We start from the raw sequence: 16,513 nt of genomic DNA, 5'->3' as shown, positions 1-16,513 counted from the left end.
TCAATCTCTCATCAAGGCAGTGACGCGGGGCTGCCCGCTGTGGGCCCCGCCGTTGTAGTTGAGCAGGCGCGACAGCTCGTCGGCGCTGCGCCGCACTTGGTTCAGCAGCTCTTCAAAATTCACATGACCGATCTGCGTGGTCGGGATGGTCACGCCGAGGGCGGCCACGATGTCGCCGCTCTGGTCGCGCACGGGCGCGGCCACTGTGGAAATCGCCGATTCAAAGAACCCTTCGCCGCTGACAAAGCCGCGCTGGCGGTCGGCCTGGAGCATGTCGAACAGCTCCATCACGGTTTTCGGGGTGCAGTGGGAGTGCTGTTCCAGGTGCTCCTCGGGGTACAGCTCGCGCAGTTCGGCCAGTGACAGGTCTTCGAGGAGGATGCGCCCCAGCACCGTGGCATGGGCCGGCAGGCGGGTGCCGACGTTGACCGCGTTGGAGAACACCGAAGGCGGCGACACCTTGGCCACGTACACGATGGAACGCCCGTCGCGCACCACCAGGTTGCTCGGGTAGTTAACCCGGTCGCACAAACGCGCCAGCAGTGGCTGGCCGAGTTCGGTCAGCTCCAGCGACGCCAGGTACTCGAAGCCCAGGCGCAGCACCGACATGCCCAGGCGGTACTCGTTGCCGCTGCGGGTGACGAAGCCCATGGTTTCCAGGGTGGTCAGCAAGCGGAAAATCGTCGAGCGCGGCAGCGCCAGGCGCCGCGCCAGTTCCGGCGCGGTCAGGGTCCGGTTGCGCCGGCTGAACTCGCAGAGCAGCAACAAGCCGCGCTCCAGGCCCGGCACGATGTATTTGTCCTGAGCATCCTTCAGCAGATCTGAGTCGTTCATAGGGTTCTACCTGTCAGGGATTGTTTGAGGGCGTAGGCCAGGCGACCGGCAACCACCAGCGGTTGTTCGATGGGGCTGGCATGGCCTGCGTCGGCGATCAGGTTGAAGCTGGCACCCAGGGCCTTGGCCACGCCCAGGCAGGTGTCGGGTGGGGTGATGCTGTCGGCTTCGCCGCAATGCACCTCGCAGGGCATTGCAGGTTGGCCGTGGCGCAGCAAGTCGTCGCCGCACAGCAGTTCGATGGCCTGGCGATAGCCCAGCGGGTTCAGGCGGGCCATGTTCCAGTGCACCCAGGCCAACGCTTGGGGCTGGGCACTGGGCGAGAGCATGTGGGCGCTGCGCTGCTCGGCCAGCCCGGCGATGCCCAGGCGTTGCAGGTTGTCCAGGCGTTGCTGGCGCACTTGCTGGCGCTGCGCGTTGCGCTCGGGCGCGCCATAGCCGCGAGCGGGGCTGATCAGTACCAGGCGGCTCACGCGTCTGGCCTGGGCACTGCGGGCCAAGGCCAGGGCGGTCAGTGCGCCCAGGGAATGGCCGACCAGCAAGCACTCGTCCACCTCCAGCGCATCGAGCATCTGCACCAGGCGCGCGGCGTATTGCTCGGCCTTGGGTACTTGCGACTCCAGGGGGCTGGAGTCGCCATAGCCGGGCGCGTCCCAGGCGATGACCCGCGCCTGGGCCGCCAGATGTTGTGCCACCTGCAGCCAGGACGCCGCGCCGGAGCCGATGCCGTGCAGCAACACCACTGCCGGTCCCGTGCCGCATACCCGCAGGGCCTGCTGGCCTCCTGCTGACGCGACCCGTTGCTGGGGGAAATCGCGCTGCAGTTGGGCTTGCAGGTCAGCCGTCGAAGCGGCGTGCGTGAGTCCTGGCAACATGGGCTTACCCGCGCTTGATCGAGGCCAGAGGGTGCTCTGGCGGATAGGTCGGGGTGATCGGTTTTTTTGCGCCGAGCATCACGCACATCAGCGCGTCTTCATCGCCGATGTTGATCTCTTCGCGGTACACGCCGGGCGGCACGGAAATCACGTCGCGGTCGGTGAGGATGGTCTCGAAGCGCTCGCCGTCCTTTTCCAGCACCACCTTGAGTTTGCCGCGCAGCACGAAGAACACTTCTTCGACGTCAATGTGCAGGTGCGGCGGGCCTTCATGGCCGGCCGGGATGACCATGGTGGAAAAGGTGAAGTGCTCCGACGGGATGGTGTTCATGTCGGTGCTGATGCCAGTGCCGCCCGTGCCGATGTAGCGCATTTGCGCGCGGCGGAACTTGGGGTCGTAGTCAGCCTGGAACTTCAGGGCATCCCAGTCGTACTTGCGCGTCTCGTAACGGGCGATGCGCGTGCTCATCCAGCTTTCCAGGCTGGCGCCGGCAGGGCGGTCCCAGCTTTTCGGGGTGTCGTTTTGGGCAGATAGATCAGTCATGACAGTCTCCAGATCAAGGCATGACGAACCCGCCGTTGACCGGCAGGGTTTGTCCAGTGATAAAGCGGGCAAGGTCGGACAGCGCGAACAGCACGGCGCCGCTGACGTCTTCGGGCAATTGCGGGCGTTGCAGGGCCCGTTGGTCGTTGTACAAACGGTGGCGCGCCTCGGGCACGTAGGCGGTGGCTTCCACCAGCACCAGGCCGGGGGCGATGGCGTTGACGGTGATGTTGTCGCTGCCCAGCTCCCGCGCCAGGCTGCGGGTCATGGCGATGATCGCGCCCTTGCTGGCGACATAGGCCAACAGGTTCGGCGCGCCCCACAGCGGAGTGTCCGAGGCCAGGTTGACGATGGCGCCCTGGCCGCTGGCGCGCAGGGCCGGCAGGCAGGCGGTGGTCATCAGCCAGGTGCCGCGCACGTTGACCTGCATCACCTGGTCCCAGGTGTCGATGCTCAATGCTTCGCAGCCCTTGCCGCCGGAGTTGGTGATCGAGGCGTTGTTCACCAAGCCATCGAGGCCGCCCAGCAGGCTGATCGTCGCGTCGACACAGGCCTGGATCGACGCGGGTTGGGCCAGGTCGACGGTGACGGCCTGCACATCCAGGCCCAGCGCCCGCAATTCACAGGCGGCCTGCTGCACACGTTCGTGCAGCACATCGGCAATCACCACTCGGGCACCGGCCTGGCCGATGGCCTGGGCAAAGGCATAGCCCAGGCCACGGGCGCCACCGGTGACCAGCACGCGACGGCCTGCAAGCAAAAGGTCATGGCGGCTCATCATTGGGTGCTCAACATGGCTTTGGGCATGTAGTGCAGGACGCGTTTTTCCGCCCACACCACTGCGCCGTAGGCGATCACCCCAATCAGGGTCAGCGCGACAATGGCGACGAACACCCCGGCTGTGTTGCCCTGGCCCTCGGCGTCCACCAGCAAAAAGCCCAGGCCCTGGTTGCCGCCGACCAGTTCACCGACGGTGACGCCGATCACGGCCAGGGTCGAGGCAATGCGCAGGCCGGAAAACAGTGCGGCCATGGCCGAGGGGAACTCCACCAGGCGGAAGATCTGCCAGCGGTTGGCGTTCATGGTGCGCACCAGGTTGATCATGTCCGGGTCGACGGTGCGGATCGCCGAGAGCACGTTGATCATCACCGGGAAAAACACGATCAGGATCGCGATCAGAATCTTCGGGTAGATGGTGTAGCCCAGCCACATCACGAACAGCGGCGCGAAGGCGACTTTCGGCGCGATCTGCAAGGCCAGGATGTACGGCGACAACATGGCCTCGGCAGCCGGCGACAGGCCCAGCGAGACACCGATCACCACCCCCAGCAGGGCGCCGAGGGCGAAGCCGACAACGATCTCCAGCGCGGTGATCAGGGTGTGTTGCAGCAGGCCGCCGGTCTGCCACATCACCAGGCCTTCCTGGGCTACGCGGCTGAGTTTGGGCATGACGAACTCGGGCATGCCGAGCAGGCCGGGGCCCCATTGCCAGAGGACCAGGAACAGGATCAGCAGCGCGACGCTACCGAGCACGGAGTTATTGTTTTTCATCGTGTACGTACCTCAATGTCCCGGTGGTTCACTGTGCGGCGACCGGGCTGTCGACGAATTGGTTGGTGAAGAGGTCCTCAAGCGGGGTCGCCTGGGTGACGATGCCTTCGCTGACATAGAACTGCAGGACCTTGTCCAGGTGCTGCGGATCGATGTGCCCGAGCACGGCCTGCTTGGCGTAGACGTGTTCGACGTAGAGCTTGAAGATCTTCTCCAGCGAGTCCTCCTTGCCGGCATACGCCGGTACCGCCTTGGCGAAGGTCACGGCAGCGGCGCGCGGGTCCTGGATGATGTCGCGCATGCCTTGCAGGGTGCCCTGGACCACGCCGCGCACGAGCTTGGGCTGGTTCTTGATGGCGTCGTCGGAAGCGAGAATCGCCTGGGCCATGCTTTCGAAGATCTGGTCCTGGGGGATCAACTTGATCTGCACCCCGGCTTCCTCGGCATTGATCACCCAGTCCGGCACCCCGGCCATGGCCTGGGCCTTGTTGGCGGAGAACAACTGCCAGACGCCGGCGGGGCCGGCGGCCTGGATGTTCACGTCGTTCTTGCCCAGCCCGGCTTTGCGCAGCGAAGCGAGCAGGGCGTAGTAGGTGGTGTCGGAGTACGACATCACCGTCATGGTCTTGCCCTTGAGGTCGCTGATGCTGTTGATGTTGTCCTTGGCGTTGGTGGCGATCATCGTCACGCCGCCGTCGCCCAGCACCGCCACGGCGCGTACCGGGATGCCATTGGCCCGCACCACGATAGGCGTGTCACCGATGGCCCCGCCGATCAACGCGTTACCGGCGCCGATCTGCTTGGCCACATCCACGCCACCTTTGGCGGCGATGAACGTCAAGTCCAGGTCCTGGGCCGTGTAGTAGCCCTTTTCCTTGGCGATGATCCACGGTGCGAACGCGGGCGAGTTGGGCGGCGCCGGCAGCAGGTAGGTGACCTTGGTCGGCTGCGCCTGGGCGGCACAGGCCACACCGAGGCCCAGGCTGAGGGCGCAAAGACGTTGAAACAGAGACTTGAGCATGGGGACTCCGGAATCGGTTGGGGGCCGCAAGGGCGGTGATCAGTGCAGTTCGGTGTCGGCGCCGACCTGGAGCAACTCCATCAGGCGGCCTACCAGCGGGCCGATTTCCGGCAGCTTGCGGCGCTCCAGGGGGTTGTCGCGAAACGGCAGGTCGATGCTGATTTCTTCGATGATCGTGCCGGGGCGGGCGCTCATGACCAGCAAGCGGTCGGACATGGCGATGCCTTCGATCAGGTCGTGGGTGATGAACAGCGCGGTTTTCTTCTCGTCGAAGAGCATCCGTGCCATGTCCTGTTGCAGGATCATCTTGGTCTGGGCATCGAGGGCCGAGAACGGCTCGTCGAGGAACAGCACCTGCGGGTCGATGGCCAGGGTGCGGGCCAGGGCGGCGCGCTGGCGCATGCCACCGGAGAGCTGGAACGGGTAGTGATCGGCGTAGCCATTGAGGTGGCAGCGGTCGAGCAGGTCCAGGGCCACCTTCTGCCGGGTGGCGGCAGGCACGCCCTGGATTTCCAGGCCCAGTTCGACGTTGCGGCGGATGCTGCGCCAGGGCATCAGCAGGTCCTTCTGCAGCATGAACGCAACCTGCGGCACCGGCCCGGTGACCGGCTCGCCACCGACGAACACTTCACCTTCGCTGGGGCGGTACAGACCCGAGCCCATGTTCAGGATGGTGCTCTTGCCGCAACCGGAAGGGCCGATGATCGACACCACTTCTCCCCGGCGAATCTTGAAGTTCACCTCGCGAATGGCGAAGGGCGCGTCCGCTTTACCCTTGGCCGGGAAACATTTACCGACATTGCGAAATTCAATTTCAGTCGGCTCCAGCTCTTCCCTGAGAGCTTGGTTATTCCATTGGGGCGTCACGGCGTACATCTCTTTCACAGCCATCAGGAAGGTACTCTGGTCTGTTTTATAGGTGATACGCCGTTTAGTGCATGAACAATGCCAGGGGTTTATTTCCTACAGGTTTTTAGTAAATGTCCTTTTATATGAATGACTTGGGGTTAAGTAATTGAAAGTTTGACGTTTCATATATGAAACGTTGGTTCTTATATGGCACGAATTTGCACACTGTTCGGGCATGTAATGGGAAGTTGCGAGAGGTCGGTGCTTTTTCAGGTAACGCGGGGAAGTTAATAAACGGCTTATTTGTTTTATATATAAAACGCAGTTGCGCGCTTCTATATAGGTACTAGTGGGAGCGAGCCAACTCGCTCAGGGGGCAGGCGTTAAAAAAGCAAAAAAAAGGGCCTGAAGATCGAAATCTTCAAGCCCTCAAAAGGGTGAGAGGTGTCTAGTCCCTCAACCTGGTGAGCGGTGCTACATGCGTTCAGGCCTTCAAAGGCACCAGACGCGGGGCAATCATGTTTTCCGGGCGCAGGATGTCGTCGAGCATGGCGTCGTCGAGCAAGCCTTCTTCGCGCACCAGTTCCAGCACGCCACGGCCGCTTTCAAGGGCGATACGGGCGATGCGGGTGGCGTTTTCATAGCCGATGTACGGGTTCAGCGCGGTGACCAGGCCGATGGAGTGCTCCACCAGTTCGCGGCAGCGTGCTTCGTTGGCGGTGATGCCGACGATGCAGTGTTCGCGCAGCATGTCCATGGCGCGTTGCAGCAGGCGGATCGAGTCGAAGATCTTGAAAGCGATCAGCGGCTCCATCACGTTCAGTTGCAGTTGGCCGCCTTCGGCCGCCATGGTCAGGGCCAGGTCGTTACCGATGACCTGGAAGGCCACCTGGTTCACGGCTTCCGGGATGACCGGGTTGACCTTGCCGGGCATGATCGAGCTGCCTGGCTGACGCGCTGGCAGGTTGATTTCGTTGATCCCGGTGCGTGGGCCGCTGGACAGCAGGCGCAGGTCGTTGCAGATCTTCGACAGCTTCACCGCGGTACGCTTGAGCATGCCGGAGAACAGCACGAACGCGCCCATGTCGGAGGTGGCTTCGATCAGGTCGGCCGCCGGTACCAGCGGCTGGCCGCTGATGGTGGCCAGGCGTTGCACGGCCAGGGCCTGGTAGCGCGGGTCGGCGTTGATGCCGGTACCGATGGCGGTGCCGCCCAGGTTGACTTCGGTCAGCAGCTCCGGAGCCAGGGTCTTGAGGCGTGCCAGGTCTTCACCCAGGGTCGTGGCGAAGGCGCGGAACTCCTGGCCGAGGGTCATCGGCACGGCGTCTTGCAGTTGGGTGCGGCCCATTTTCAGAACGTGGCCGAACTCGACACCTTTGGCGGCGAACGCCTGGATCAGGCTGTCGAGGCTGGCCAGCAGCGCGTCATGGCCCAACAGCAGACCCAGGCGGATCGCGGTCGGATAGGCGTCGTTGGTCGACTGCGCCATGTTCACGTCATTGTTGGGGTGCAGGTATTGGTATTCGCCCTTGTTGTGGCCCATGGCCTCCAACGCGATGTTGGCGATGACTTCGTTGGCATTCATGTTGGTTGAAGTGCCAGCGCCGCCTTGAATCATGTCCACCACGAACTCTTCGTGGAAGTCGCCGCGGATCAGGCGGGCACAGGCTTCGCTGATGGCAGCGTGCTTGGCTTCGCTGAGCTGGCCCAACTCGCGGTTGGCATCAGCGGCGGCTTGCTTGACCATTGCCAGACCGACCACCAATTTCGGGTAATGCGAAATCGGAACGCCGGAGAGACGGAAGTTGTTCACCGCTCGCAGGGTCTGGATGCCGTAGTACGCTTGGGCAGGTACTTCGAGTACGCCAAGCAGGTCTTTTTCTGTACGGAATGATGCAGCAGAGGACATGACGGAAATCATCTCGATATGGACCCGGGCTAGGCCGGAACGCTGTGAATGCTAGGCTTGTGGAAATTTTTGGGCCAATGCTATTAAGCGCTGGCCTATGCACAAACGGCATAATGTTGATGTGACCCGGTTATCATGGCGGGCGTGTGTGCCAAAATGGTGCATGCCCTGGAGAATCAGATGAACCTTGAAAGCAAATGGCTGGAAGACTTTAGCGCCCTGGCGGCCACGCGCAGCTTCTCCCAGGCGGCGGAGCGGCGCTTTGTCACCCAGCCGGCCTTCAGTCGACGCATCCGCAGCCTTGAGGCGGCCCTGGGGCTGACCCTGGTCAACCGCTCGCGCACGCCCGTCGAGCTGACGGCAGCGGGGCAGTTGTTTTTGGTCACGGCGCGTACGGTGGTTGAGCAACTGGGCGAGGTGCTGCGGCATTTGCATCACCTTGAAGGCGGCCAGGGCGAAGTCATGCAAGTGGCGGCGGCGCACTCCCTGGCGCTGGGTTTTTTCCCACGCTGGATCGCGCAATTGCGCAACGAAGGGCTGAACATCGCCACGCGCCTGGTCGCGACTAACGTCGGCGATGCGGTGCACGCCCTGCGCGAAGGCGGCTGCGACCTGATGCTGGCGTTCTACGACCCGGACGCAGCCATGCAAATGGATCCGGAGATTTTCCCGTCACTGCACTTGGGCAACACTGAAATGCTCCCGGTGTGCGCCGCCGATGCCGATGGCAAGCCGTTGTTCGACCTGGAAGGCGAGGGCAGTGTGCCGCTGCTGGCCTACAGCGCCGGGGCGTTCCTCGGCCGTTCGGTGAACCTGCTGTTGCGCCAGCGCGCGCTGCGCTTTACCACGGTGTATGAAACCGCCATGGCTGACAGCCTGAAAAGCATGGCCCTGGAAGGGTTGGGGATTGCCTGGGTGCCACAGTTGAGCGTGCGCGCCGAACTGGCCCGGGGCGAGCTGGTGGTGTGTGGTGGGCCGCAGTGGCATGTGCCGCTGGAGATTCGCCTGTATCGCTGTGCGTTGGTGCGCAAGGCGAACGTGCGATTGCTGTGGCGCAAGCTGGAAGGTGGGGCGGCGCAGAATAGCTGAGCCCAACACAGAACAAATGTGGGCGCTGGCTTGCCTGCGATGGCGGCAGGTCAGCCAATAGATTTATCGACTGATACACCGTCATCGCGGGCAAGCCCGCTCCCACAGGGGAAGGCAGCTTCGCGCTCTTCGAAAGTGACCCGCCGTAAGGGCGGAACCCTAAGTGGCCATTACCGCAGCAACGGATATGCACACAAACCCAATAAGCACTAGATAGAGAGTTGTGTAGATACCTATGCTGCGATAGCGGTGTATCAGCCGACATTGCAGGCAAGCCAGCTCCCAGAGTATTTCGGGGTGTTTTCGCTGACTCTAAAGTCAATAAAACCGCAGGTTTGAAGCGTAAGACAGATGGTCGGCACAGGGGCTGTTTATCTGCATTATTACGGTATACTGCGCGGCCTTCGGCCGGTCCAACCGGCCTTAATTCGTACAACAAGCCACGCCGGATTTCCCGCGTGGCTTGTTGTTTTTTGACGCGCCTGCGGGCGCCCAGAGAGAAGAGGCACGACGATGAGTGCATTGGTTGGCGTGATCATGGGCTCCAAGTCCGATTGGTCCACCCTTAGCCACACCGCCGATATGCTGGAAAAACTCGGCATTCCGTTTGAAGTGAAGGTGGTTTCCGCCCACCGCACGCCGGACTTGCTGTTCCAGTATGCCGATGAAGCAGAATCCCGTGGCATCGAGGTGATTATCGCCGGTGCCGGTGGCGCAGCCCACCTGCCGGGCATGTGTGCGGCCAAGACCCACTTGCCGGTGCTCGGCGTGCCGGTGCAGTCGTCGATGCTCTCGGGTGTGGATTCGCTGCTGTCCATCGTGCAGATGCCCGCCGGGATTCCGGTGGCCACCCTGGCGATTGGCAAGGCCGGCGCGATCAACGCGGCATTGCTGTCGGCCAGTATCCTGGGCGCCAAGCATCCACAGTTCCACGCGGCCTTGAAGAAATTCCGCGCCGAACAGACTGACAGCGTCCTGGACAATCCAGACCCACGCATCGCCTGAGGTTGTTGATTGATGAAAATCGGTGTAATCGGTGGCGGCCAACTGGGTCGCATGCTGGCCTTGGCGGGTACGCCGCTGGGGATGAACTTCGCGTTTCTTGATCCGGCGCCGGACGCCTGTGCGGCGGCCCTGGGCGAACACCTGCGGGCGGACTACAGCGACCCGGACCACTTGCGCCAATTGGCCGATGAAGTCGATCTGGTGACCTTCGAATTCGAAAGCGTGCCAGCCGAAACCGTGGCGTTCCTGTCGCAATTCGTCCCGGTGTACCCGAGCGCTGAAGCACTGCGCATCGCCCGTGACCGCTGGTTCGAAAAGAGCATGTTCAAGGACCTGGGCATTCCGACTCCGGCCTTCGCCGACATCCAGTCCCAGGCGGACCTGGATGCGGCGGTCGCCAGCATCGGCCTGCCGGCGGTGCTGAAAACCCGCACCCTGGGTTATGACGGCAAGGGCCAGAAAGTCCTGCGTACCGAAGCCGATGTGGTCGGCACGTTCGCCGAACTGGGCAGCGTCGCCTGCCTGCTGGAAGGCTTCGTGCCGTTTACCGGCGAAGTCTCGCTGGTGGCCGTGCGCGCCCGTGATGGCGAAACGCGCTTCTACCCGTTGGTGCACAACACCCACGACAGCGGCATCCTCAAGCTGTCCGTGGCCAGCACCGACCACCCGTTGCAGGCCCTGGCCGAAGACTATTCCAGCCGAGTGCTCAAGCAACTGGATTATGTCGGCGTGATGGCATTCGAGTTCTTTGAAGTCGACGGTGGCCTCAAGGCCAACGAAATTGCCCCGCGCGTGCATAACTCCGGGCACTGGACCACCGAAGGCGCCGAGTGCAGCCAGTTCGAAAACCACCTGCGGGCGGTAGCGGGCTTGCCACTGGGTTCCACGGCCAAGGTGGGCGAGAGCGCGATGCTCAACTTCATTGGCGTGGTGCCGCCGGTAGAGCAGGTCATTGCGATTGATGACTGCCACCTGCATCACTACGGCAAGGCGTTCAAGGCCGGGCGCAAGGTCGGCCACGCCAACCTGCGTTGCAAGGACCGCGCGACACTCGACGCGCAGATCGCCAAGGTCCAGGCGCTGATCGCCGCGCAATAACCCACGGGCTGGCGGGAACCATTGGTGACCGCCATCCTCTGATTGCAGGACGCCAAAGTCTGACTAGGCTTCAGCTAACTTTCATTCAGAGGGAAATGCCATGGGTATCATTGGGACCATCTTTATCGGTTTGATCGTCGGCCTGCTGGCGCGTTTCCTGAAACCAGGCGACGACAGCATGGGCTGGATCATGACCATCCTGCTGGGAATCGCCGGCTCCCTGGCGGCGACCTATGGCGGTCAGGCCCTGGGTATCTACCAGGCAGGTCAGGGTGCAGGTTTCATTGGCGCGCTGGTGGGTGCCATTGTGTTGCTGGTGATCTACGGTCTGCTGAAAAAGAAGTAATTTAGCGACAAGCCCTCTGCGCTGCGCAGGCGCAGAGGGCTAGAATGCCGGCACTGTTCTTATTTGCCGAGCCCCTTCATGCGCCGCCTTCTGTTGACTGTCCTTTTGCTGGGTTCAAGCCTGGCCCACGCCGCTGAGCTTACGGAAACCGACTGGCTGGAACTGATGCCCGAGTCGGACCAGAAGGCTCTCGAACAAATGCCGGATATCGACCACAACTCCCCAGAAGCCCTGGGCACCTTTACCGAAAAGGGTGGCCTGAAACAGAGCAAGGGCTTGCCGGCGGTGATGTATTCGACCAAGACCGTGGCCGCCATGAACGGCAAGCACATCCGTCTTGGCGGTTATCCGGTGCCATTGGAAACCGATGCCAAGGGCCGCAGCACCCTGTTTTTCCTGGTGCCTTACCCGGGCGCCTGTATCCACGTACCGCCGCCGCCACCCAATCAACTGGTGCTGGTGCGCTATCCCAAAGGCTTGAAGCTGGACGATATCTACACGCCGTTGTGGGTCACTGGCACGTTGAAGGTGGAGACGGTCAACAACGACCTGGCGGATGCAGCGTATGCGCTGGATGCGGGGGTGGTGCGGGTGGTGCAGGAGTCGGACCTGTAACCGGCGCCAAAAATCCCCTTGTGGGAGCAAGCCTGCTCCCACATTCGATTGGGTTTACAGGGGCAGGCTGGCGATGCTCACACCCATGGTGTGACTAGCGCCCGGTGCCAATGCCACCACATCGTCCAGCACGTTCGCCGTCTCGATGCACAGCATGCCCTGCCAGCCATCGTCGGCCATATCATCGAAAGCCTTGGCCCGTTCGGTCCATGGGTTCCAGATCACGGTCGATTTGGACCCTTCGCTGGTGAGCTGGATCCGGCGTTGCCAGCCTTGATCGACGATGTTCAATTGGGCTGGAGTATCGAGGTAGATACGATCGGTCTCTGCAGCGAAGTGCAGCGCGCCGGCCTGTTGCTTGGTCACCCAGCCGTCGGCGGTATCGATATAGTCCAATCCGTCCAGGCCTTCGACCTGCACCTTGCGCACGTCGCTGACTGCGAAGTAGCTGTGCAGCGCCTGGCTGATGGTCACGGTGTCGGTGCCACGGTTGTGGCTGGTCAGGCGGATATGCAGTTGCTCGTCGAGCAGGATGCTCATTTTCAGATCGACCTGATGCGGCCAATCCGGGAAGCCGCCAGCAGGTGCCGGCAGTACCAGCTCAACCCGATTGTCTTCGACGCCGGCCAAGGTCCAGATGGCCGTGCGCGCGAAACCATGGGCGCCGGCCGGCTGATCACTCTGGCGCATCGCCTTGACGCTTTGCGGGTTGCGGTCAAATACACCAAACCACGGCCAACACACCGGCACACCCGTACGGATACCTTTGCCAGCCTTGAATACGGCCTGGTCGTTGGGCCAGATCACCGGCTTGGCGCCCGCGGGCTGGTAGCTGAAGATGTGCGCGCCTTGTTGGGCCACCAGCACTTCGGCGCCGTTGTGGCGGATGCGCCAGCAGTCCAGCTCATCCATTTTCACGGTTTCAAGGTGGGGCGTAGGCATACAAGGCTCTCTTAGTGACAGGCAATGGGGCAATGGACCGCCAAACCGCCGCGAGGTTTAACGCGCCCGCGACGGAACCGAGCGAGTGCGACCGCTGCCATCAATGGCGACGAACACAAACACCGCCTCGGTGACTTTGCGCCATTCGCTGGACAGCGGGTCATCGCTCCACACTTCGACCATCATCTGGATCGAGCTGCGGCCGATTTCCAGGGCCTGGGTGTAGAAGGACAGTTGCGCGCCCACTGCCACCGGAACCAGGAAGGCCATGCGGTCAATGGCGACGGTAGCCACGCGACCACCGGCGACCTTGCTGGCCATTGCCGTGCCAGCCAGGTCCATCTGCGCCACCAGCCAGCCGCCGAAAATATCGCCGAAACCGTTGGTTTCACGGGGGAGTGCGGTGATTTGCAGGGCGAGATCGCCTTGCGGGATAGGATCTTCTTGTTCGAGTTCGATCATGCCGGGGGTGCCTCTGACCCGTGACTCTTGGACTATGTAATCGGTGAATAGCCGTCTTGGAAAAACGATTCAGCCCCGAACATACTACGTTCGTCACGTTTTTCGAAAGGCGCCTGAAGGGAAACTCTGCGAAATCGGCTGGCCGGTGCCAACGACGTTTTCGCGCAACTTCCACGGATATGCCGGTGCAAGGTGGGCAGTATATCGGTCGATAGCCTGCGCGACGACCGTCCGGCCCTGATTTTGTACATCTATCTGCACGGCTTCACAGGCGTCAAGGAAATGGCCAAAACAGTCATGCAACTTGAGGGGTTTGACCATTGTGCCTTTTGAACTCTGCGCTCCAGTATTTGCTGGCGTTTTCGGTCCCCGATAATAATTCGAAGAGGGAATAGGCGGGCCTTGCAAGGTGGTGACTTTGCGAGTCGACGCCAGTCGCTGTGCAGGTGTTTAGACTGTGCTTTTGCGGGCAATTTGTTATCTTGCCGGACCTGCCAGGCCAAACCAGCACTGTTGCGGATTCCTGATCTGACCTAATAAGAGAAGCCTTGCCATGACCACAGTGCCTTCAAGCATTGCGCCGCCCGCACGACCGCTGAACCGCAACGACTACAAAACCCTGTCGCTGTCCGCCCTGGGGGGCGCGCTGGAGTTCTACGACTTCATCATCTTCGTGTTCTTCGCCACTGTGGTCGGGAAACTGTTTTTCCCCGCCGACATGCCCGAATGGCTGCGCCTGATGCAGACCTTCGGCATCTTCGCCGCCGGCTACCTGGCGCGGCCGCTGGGCGGGATCATCATGGCGCACTTCGGCGACCTGCTGGGGCGCAAGAAGATGTTCACCCTGAGCATCTTCATGATGGCGGTGCCGACCCTGATCATGGGCCTGTTGCCGACCTACGCGCAGATCGGCCTGTGGGCCCCGATCCTGTTGTTGCTGATGCGCGTGATCCAGGGCGCGGCGATTGGTGGAGAAGTGCCGGGCGCGTGGGTTTTTGTTTCTGAACATGTACCGCCACGCCATATCGGCTATGCCTGCGGCACCCTGACCAGCGGTCTGACCGCCGGGATCCTCCTGGGTTCGCTGGTGGCCACCGCGATCAACACGATCTACACCCCGGAGCAAGTGTCGGACTACGCCTGGCGGATCCCGTTCCTGTTGGGCGGTGTGTTCGGCCTGTTCTCGGTGTACCTGCGCCGCTGGCTGCACGAAACCCCGATCTTCGCCGAAATGCAGCAGCGCAAGACCCTGGCTGCCGAGCTGCCATTGCGTGCGGTCCTGCGTGACCACCGTGGCGCCATCTTGCTGTCGATGCTGCTGACCTGGCTGCTGTCGGCCGGCATTGTCGTTGTGATCCTGATGACCCCGACCGTGCTGCAGACCATCTACCACTTCAGCCCGACAGTCTCGTTGCAGGCCAACAGCCTGGCGATCGTCACCCTGAGCCTGGGCTGCATCCTCTCCGGCGCACTGGCTGACCGCTTCGGCGCCGGGCGCGTGCTGATCGCCGGCTGCGCGTTGCTGCTCGCGACCTCGTGGACGCTGTATCACAGCCTGCTGGACCACCCAAACTGGCTGTTCCCGCTGTACACCCTTACCGGCCTGTTCGTCGGCGTGGTCGGCGTGGTGCCCTACGTGATGGTCAAGGCCTTCCCACCGGTGGTGCGCTTCAGCGGCCTGTCGTTTTCCTACAACGTTGCCTACGCGGTGTTCGGTGGTCTGACGCCGTTGGTGGTGTCGCTGCTGATGAAAGAAAGCCCGATGGGCCCGGCGTACTACGTCGCCGTGATCTGCACGATGGGGATGCTGGTGGGTGCCTACCTGTGGAAACGCGGGCGTTGATCCTGGCAAGTCCCCTGTAGGAACCGGCTTGCCGGCCATGGCGCTCCTTGAACAGCGCACAATTCAAGGGCCCCATTGCCGGCAGTCGGCTCTTACAACGTTTACAGAGTATTTCTGAATAACCGCAACTCCTCGCTTCGCCCCCGCATTTACTCAGCTTCTATCCCGCATCCGCTTTTCCTGCCAATACTGGCCTTTCATCTAATTGTCATATTCCAGACATAGAGTGTTCACACGGCCTACCGATACTTGGCCCCGATCCAACTATCCCTATCTGCTAGGAGTAAGGCATGAAACTGAAGCGTTTGATGGCGGCAATGACTTTTGTCGCTGCTGGCGTAGCCACTGCCAACGCGGTCGCCGCTGTTGACCCTGCGATCAAGCCCTACACCAAGACCTCTGGTGTATCGGGCAACCTGTCCAGTGTCGGCTCCGATACTCTGGCCAACCTGATGACTCTGTGGGCCGAGAACTACAAAAAAGAATACCCGAACGTCAATATCCAGATTCAAGCCGCCGGTTCTTCCACCGCGCCGCCTGCACTCACCGAAGGCACCGCTAACCTGGGCCCGATGAGCCGCAAGATGAAGGACAACGAACTGCAGGCTTTCGAGCAGAAGTACGGCTACAAGCCGACTGCTATCCCGGTGGCCGTGGACGCCCTGGCTGTGTTCGTACACAAGGACAACCCGATCAAGCACCTGACTATGGCTCAGGTCGACGCCGTGTTCTCGTCGACTCGTCTGTGCGGTGCCAAGGCTGACGTCAAGACCTGGGGCGACCTGGGTGTGACCGGTGACCTGGCCAACAAGCCGGTGCAACTGTTCGGTCGTAACTCGGTATCCGGCACCTACGGCTACTTCAAGGAAGAAGCCCTGTGCAAAGGTGACTACAAGCCCAACGTCAACGAACAGCCAGGTTCGGCTTCGGTCGTGCAGTCCATCAGCTCCTCGCTGAACGGCATCGGTTACTCGGGCATCGGCTACAAGACCGCCAGCGTGAAAACCGTGGCCCTGGCCAAGAAAGAAGGCGGCGAGTTCGTCGAAGACACCGAAGAGAACGCCCTGAACGGCAAGTACCCGCTGTCGCGCTTCCTCTACGTGTACATCAACAAAGCCCCGAACAAGCCTCTGGCCCCGCTGGAAGCCGAGTTCGTGAAACTGGTTCTGTCCAAACAGGGCCAGGAAGTTGTAGTGAAAGACGGCTACATCCCACTGCCAGCTAAAGTGGTCGAAAAGACCCTGGCTGAGCTGGGTCTGAAAGAAGGCAAATAAGCCTGCATTACCTGGTGTAGACGCATGCTCTTGTGTGAGAGCGGGCTTGCCCGCCCTCACAACAAGCGTGCCTACACCCCTAATTTTTCGGTCCGCTGCCAGCCCTGCTACGCGGCGGATTTCTTGCGTCACTGCATTGTCATCTTTCTGTCATACAGGATCGCTAGGGTGTGCGCATGAATGATCTGGCCAATTCCACCATGACGACGACTTCTCCTCCCAAGCGCATTGACTTCAATACGCCTGAGCTGCAACG

The 16,513-nt window shown here is 61.8% G+C and carries 18 protein-coding genes; 7 read left to right on the top strand and 11 right to left on the bottom strand.

Features of this window, described 5'->3' with window-relative positions:
• The 8 genes from HBR94_RS09965 to aspA form a co-directional block, all read right to left on the bottom strand.
• Positions 1–834 (bottom strand): IclR family transcriptional regulator, encoded by an 834-nt coding sequence (locus HBR94_RS09965; RefSeq protein ID WP_057440549.1) that lies wholly within the window; start codon positions 832–834, stop codon positions 1–3.
• The gene (locus tag HBR94_RS09960; protein WP_170044639.1) at positions 831–1,709 is read right to left on the bottom strand and encodes an alpha/beta hydrolase; all 879 of its coding nucleotides are present in this window, start codon (positions 1,707–1,709) and stop codon (positions 831–833) included. Before HBR94_RS09960 ends, HBR94_RS09965 begins: the two co-directional genes overlap by 4 nt.
• 4 nt (positions 1,710–1,713) lie before the next feature.
• Positions 1,714–2,253 (bottom strand): cupin domain-containing protein, encoded by a 540-nt coding sequence (locus HBR94_RS09955; RefSeq protein ID WP_029289969.1) that lies wholly within the window; start codon positions 2,251–2,253, stop codon positions 1,714–1,716.
• Positions 2,254–2,266: 13 nt separating this feature from the next.
• Positions 2,267–3,031: an SDR family oxidoreductase gene (locus HBR94_RS09950; RefSeq protein WP_115129446.1), complete on the bottom strand. Its 765-nt coding sequence runs from the start codon at positions 3,029–3,031 to the stop codon at positions 2,267–2,269.
• Positions 3,031–3,804, bottom strand: a complete 774-nt coding sequence (locus tag HBR94_RS09945) for an ABC transporter permease (protein WP_057440547.1) — start codon at positions 3,802–3,804, stop codon at positions 3,031–3,033. The genes HBR94_RS09950 and HBR94_RS09945 overlap by 1 nt, the downstream gene beginning before the upstream one ends.
• Positions 3,805–3,832: 28 nt before the next feature.
• Positions 3,833–4,825: an ABC transporter substrate-binding protein gene (locus HBR94_RS09940; protein WP_115129300.1), complete on the bottom strand. Its 993-nt coding sequence runs from the start codon at positions 4,823–4,825 to the stop codon at positions 3,833–3,835.
• A 39-nt stretch (positions 4,826–4,864) separates the two neighbouring features.
• A complete protein-coding gene (locus HBR94_RS09935; RefSeq protein ID WP_057440627.1) occupies positions 4,865–5,701 on the bottom strand; it encodes an ABC transporter ATP-binding protein in 837 nt (278 codons plus the stop codon).
• Positions 5,702–6,158: 457 nt separating this feature from the next.
• Complete coding sequence (gene aspA / locus HBR94_RS09930; protein ID WP_038444539.1) at positions 6,159–7,583, bottom strand: aspartate ammonia-lyase; 1,425 nt, start codon at positions 7,581–7,583, stop codon at positions 6,159–6,161.
• A gap of 180 nt (positions 7,584–7,763) precedes the next feature.
• Between aspA and HBR94_RS09925 the strand changes: the two genes are divergently transcribed.
• From HBR94_RS09925 to HBR94_RS09905, 5 genes are all read left to right on the top strand, one after another.
• Complete coding sequence (locus tag HBR94_RS09925; protein WP_057440625.1) at positions 7,764–8,672, top strand: LysR substrate-binding domain-containing protein; 909 nt, start codon at positions 7,764–7,766, stop codon at positions 8,670–8,672.
• A 513-nt stretch (positions 8,673–9,185) separates the two neighbouring features.
• On the top strand, positions 9,186–9,677 hold the full coding sequence (gene purE, locus HBR94_RS09920; protein WP_057440545.1) for a 5-(carboxyamino)imidazole ribonucleotide mutase: 492 nt from the start codon (positions 9,186–9,188) through the stop codon (positions 9,675–9,677).
• A gap of 12 nt (positions 9,678–9,689) precedes the next feature.
• Positions 9,690–10,775: a 5-(carboxyamino)imidazole ribonucleotide synthase gene (locus HBR94_RS09915; protein ID WP_057444228.1), complete on the top strand. Its 1,086-nt coding sequence runs from the start codon at positions 9,690–9,692 to the stop codon at positions 10,773–10,775.
• Positions 10,776–10,875: 100 nt separating this feature from the next.
• Complete coding sequence (locus tag HBR94_RS09910; RefSeq protein ID WP_029289950.1) at positions 10,876–11,121, top strand: GlsB/YeaQ/YmgE family stress response membrane protein; 246 nt, start codon at positions 10,876–10,878, stop codon at positions 11,119–11,121.
• Positions 11,122–11,199: 78 nt separating this feature from the next.
• On the top strand, positions 11,200–11,736 hold the full coding sequence (locus tag HBR94_RS09905) for a DUF3299 domain-containing protein (RefSeq protein WP_057440544.1): 537 nt from the start codon (positions 11,200–11,202) through the stop codon (positions 11,734–11,736).
• Positions 11,737–11,790: 54 nt separating this feature from the next.
• Here HBR94_RS09905 and HBR94_RS09900 read toward each other — a convergent pair whose 3' ends face one another.
• The 3 genes from HBR94_RS09900 to HBR94_RS28465 form a co-directional block, all read right to left on the bottom strand.
• Positions 11,791–12,678, bottom strand: coding sequence for a D-hexose-6-phosphate mutarotase (locus HBR94_RS09900; protein WP_115129298.1), 888 nt, complete (start codon positions 12,676–12,678; stop codon positions 11,791–11,793).
• 57 nt (positions 12,679–12,735) lie between these two features.
• Positions 12,736–13,140 (bottom strand): acyl-CoA thioesterase, encoded by a 405-nt coding sequence (locus HBR94_RS09895; RefSeq protein WP_003176975.1) that lies wholly within the window; start codon positions 13,138–13,140, stop codon positions 12,736–12,738.
• A 93-nt stretch (positions 13,141–13,233) separates the two neighbouring features.
• Positions 13,234–13,461, bottom strand: coding sequence for a hypothetical protein (locus HBR94_RS28465; RefSeq protein ID WP_198799473.1), 228 nt, complete (start codon positions 13,459–13,461; stop codon positions 13,234–13,236).
• A 241-nt stretch (positions 13,462–13,702) separates the two neighbouring features.
• On the opposite strand from HBR94_RS28465, the gene HBR94_RS09890 reads away from it, so the two are divergent.
• Together HBR94_RS09890 and HBR94_RS09885 are read left to right on the top strand one after the other, a co-directional pair.
• Positions 13,703–14,983, top strand: coding sequence for an MFS transporter (locus tag HBR94_RS09890; protein WP_170044660.1), 1,281 nt, complete (start codon positions 13,703–13,705; stop codon positions 14,981–14,983).
• Positions 14,984–15,273: 290 nt separating this feature from the next.
• Positions 15,274–16,257, top strand: a complete 984-nt coding sequence (locus tag HBR94_RS09885; RefSeq protein ID WP_057440542.1) for a phosphate ABC transporter substrate-binding protein PstS — start codon at positions 15,274–15,276, stop codon at positions 16,255–16,257.
• Positions 16,258–16,513 lie beyond the last annotated feature (256 nt).

It is taken from the genome of Pseudomonas sp. WS 5412, assembly GCF_012985615.1.
GTDB classification, from domain to species: domain Bacteria; phylum Pseudomonadota; class Gammaproteobacteria; order Pseudomonadales; family Pseudomonadaceae; genus Aquipseudomonas; species Aquipseudomonas shahriarae.
This window is presented reverse-complemented; position numbering and strand designations above follow the sequence as displayed.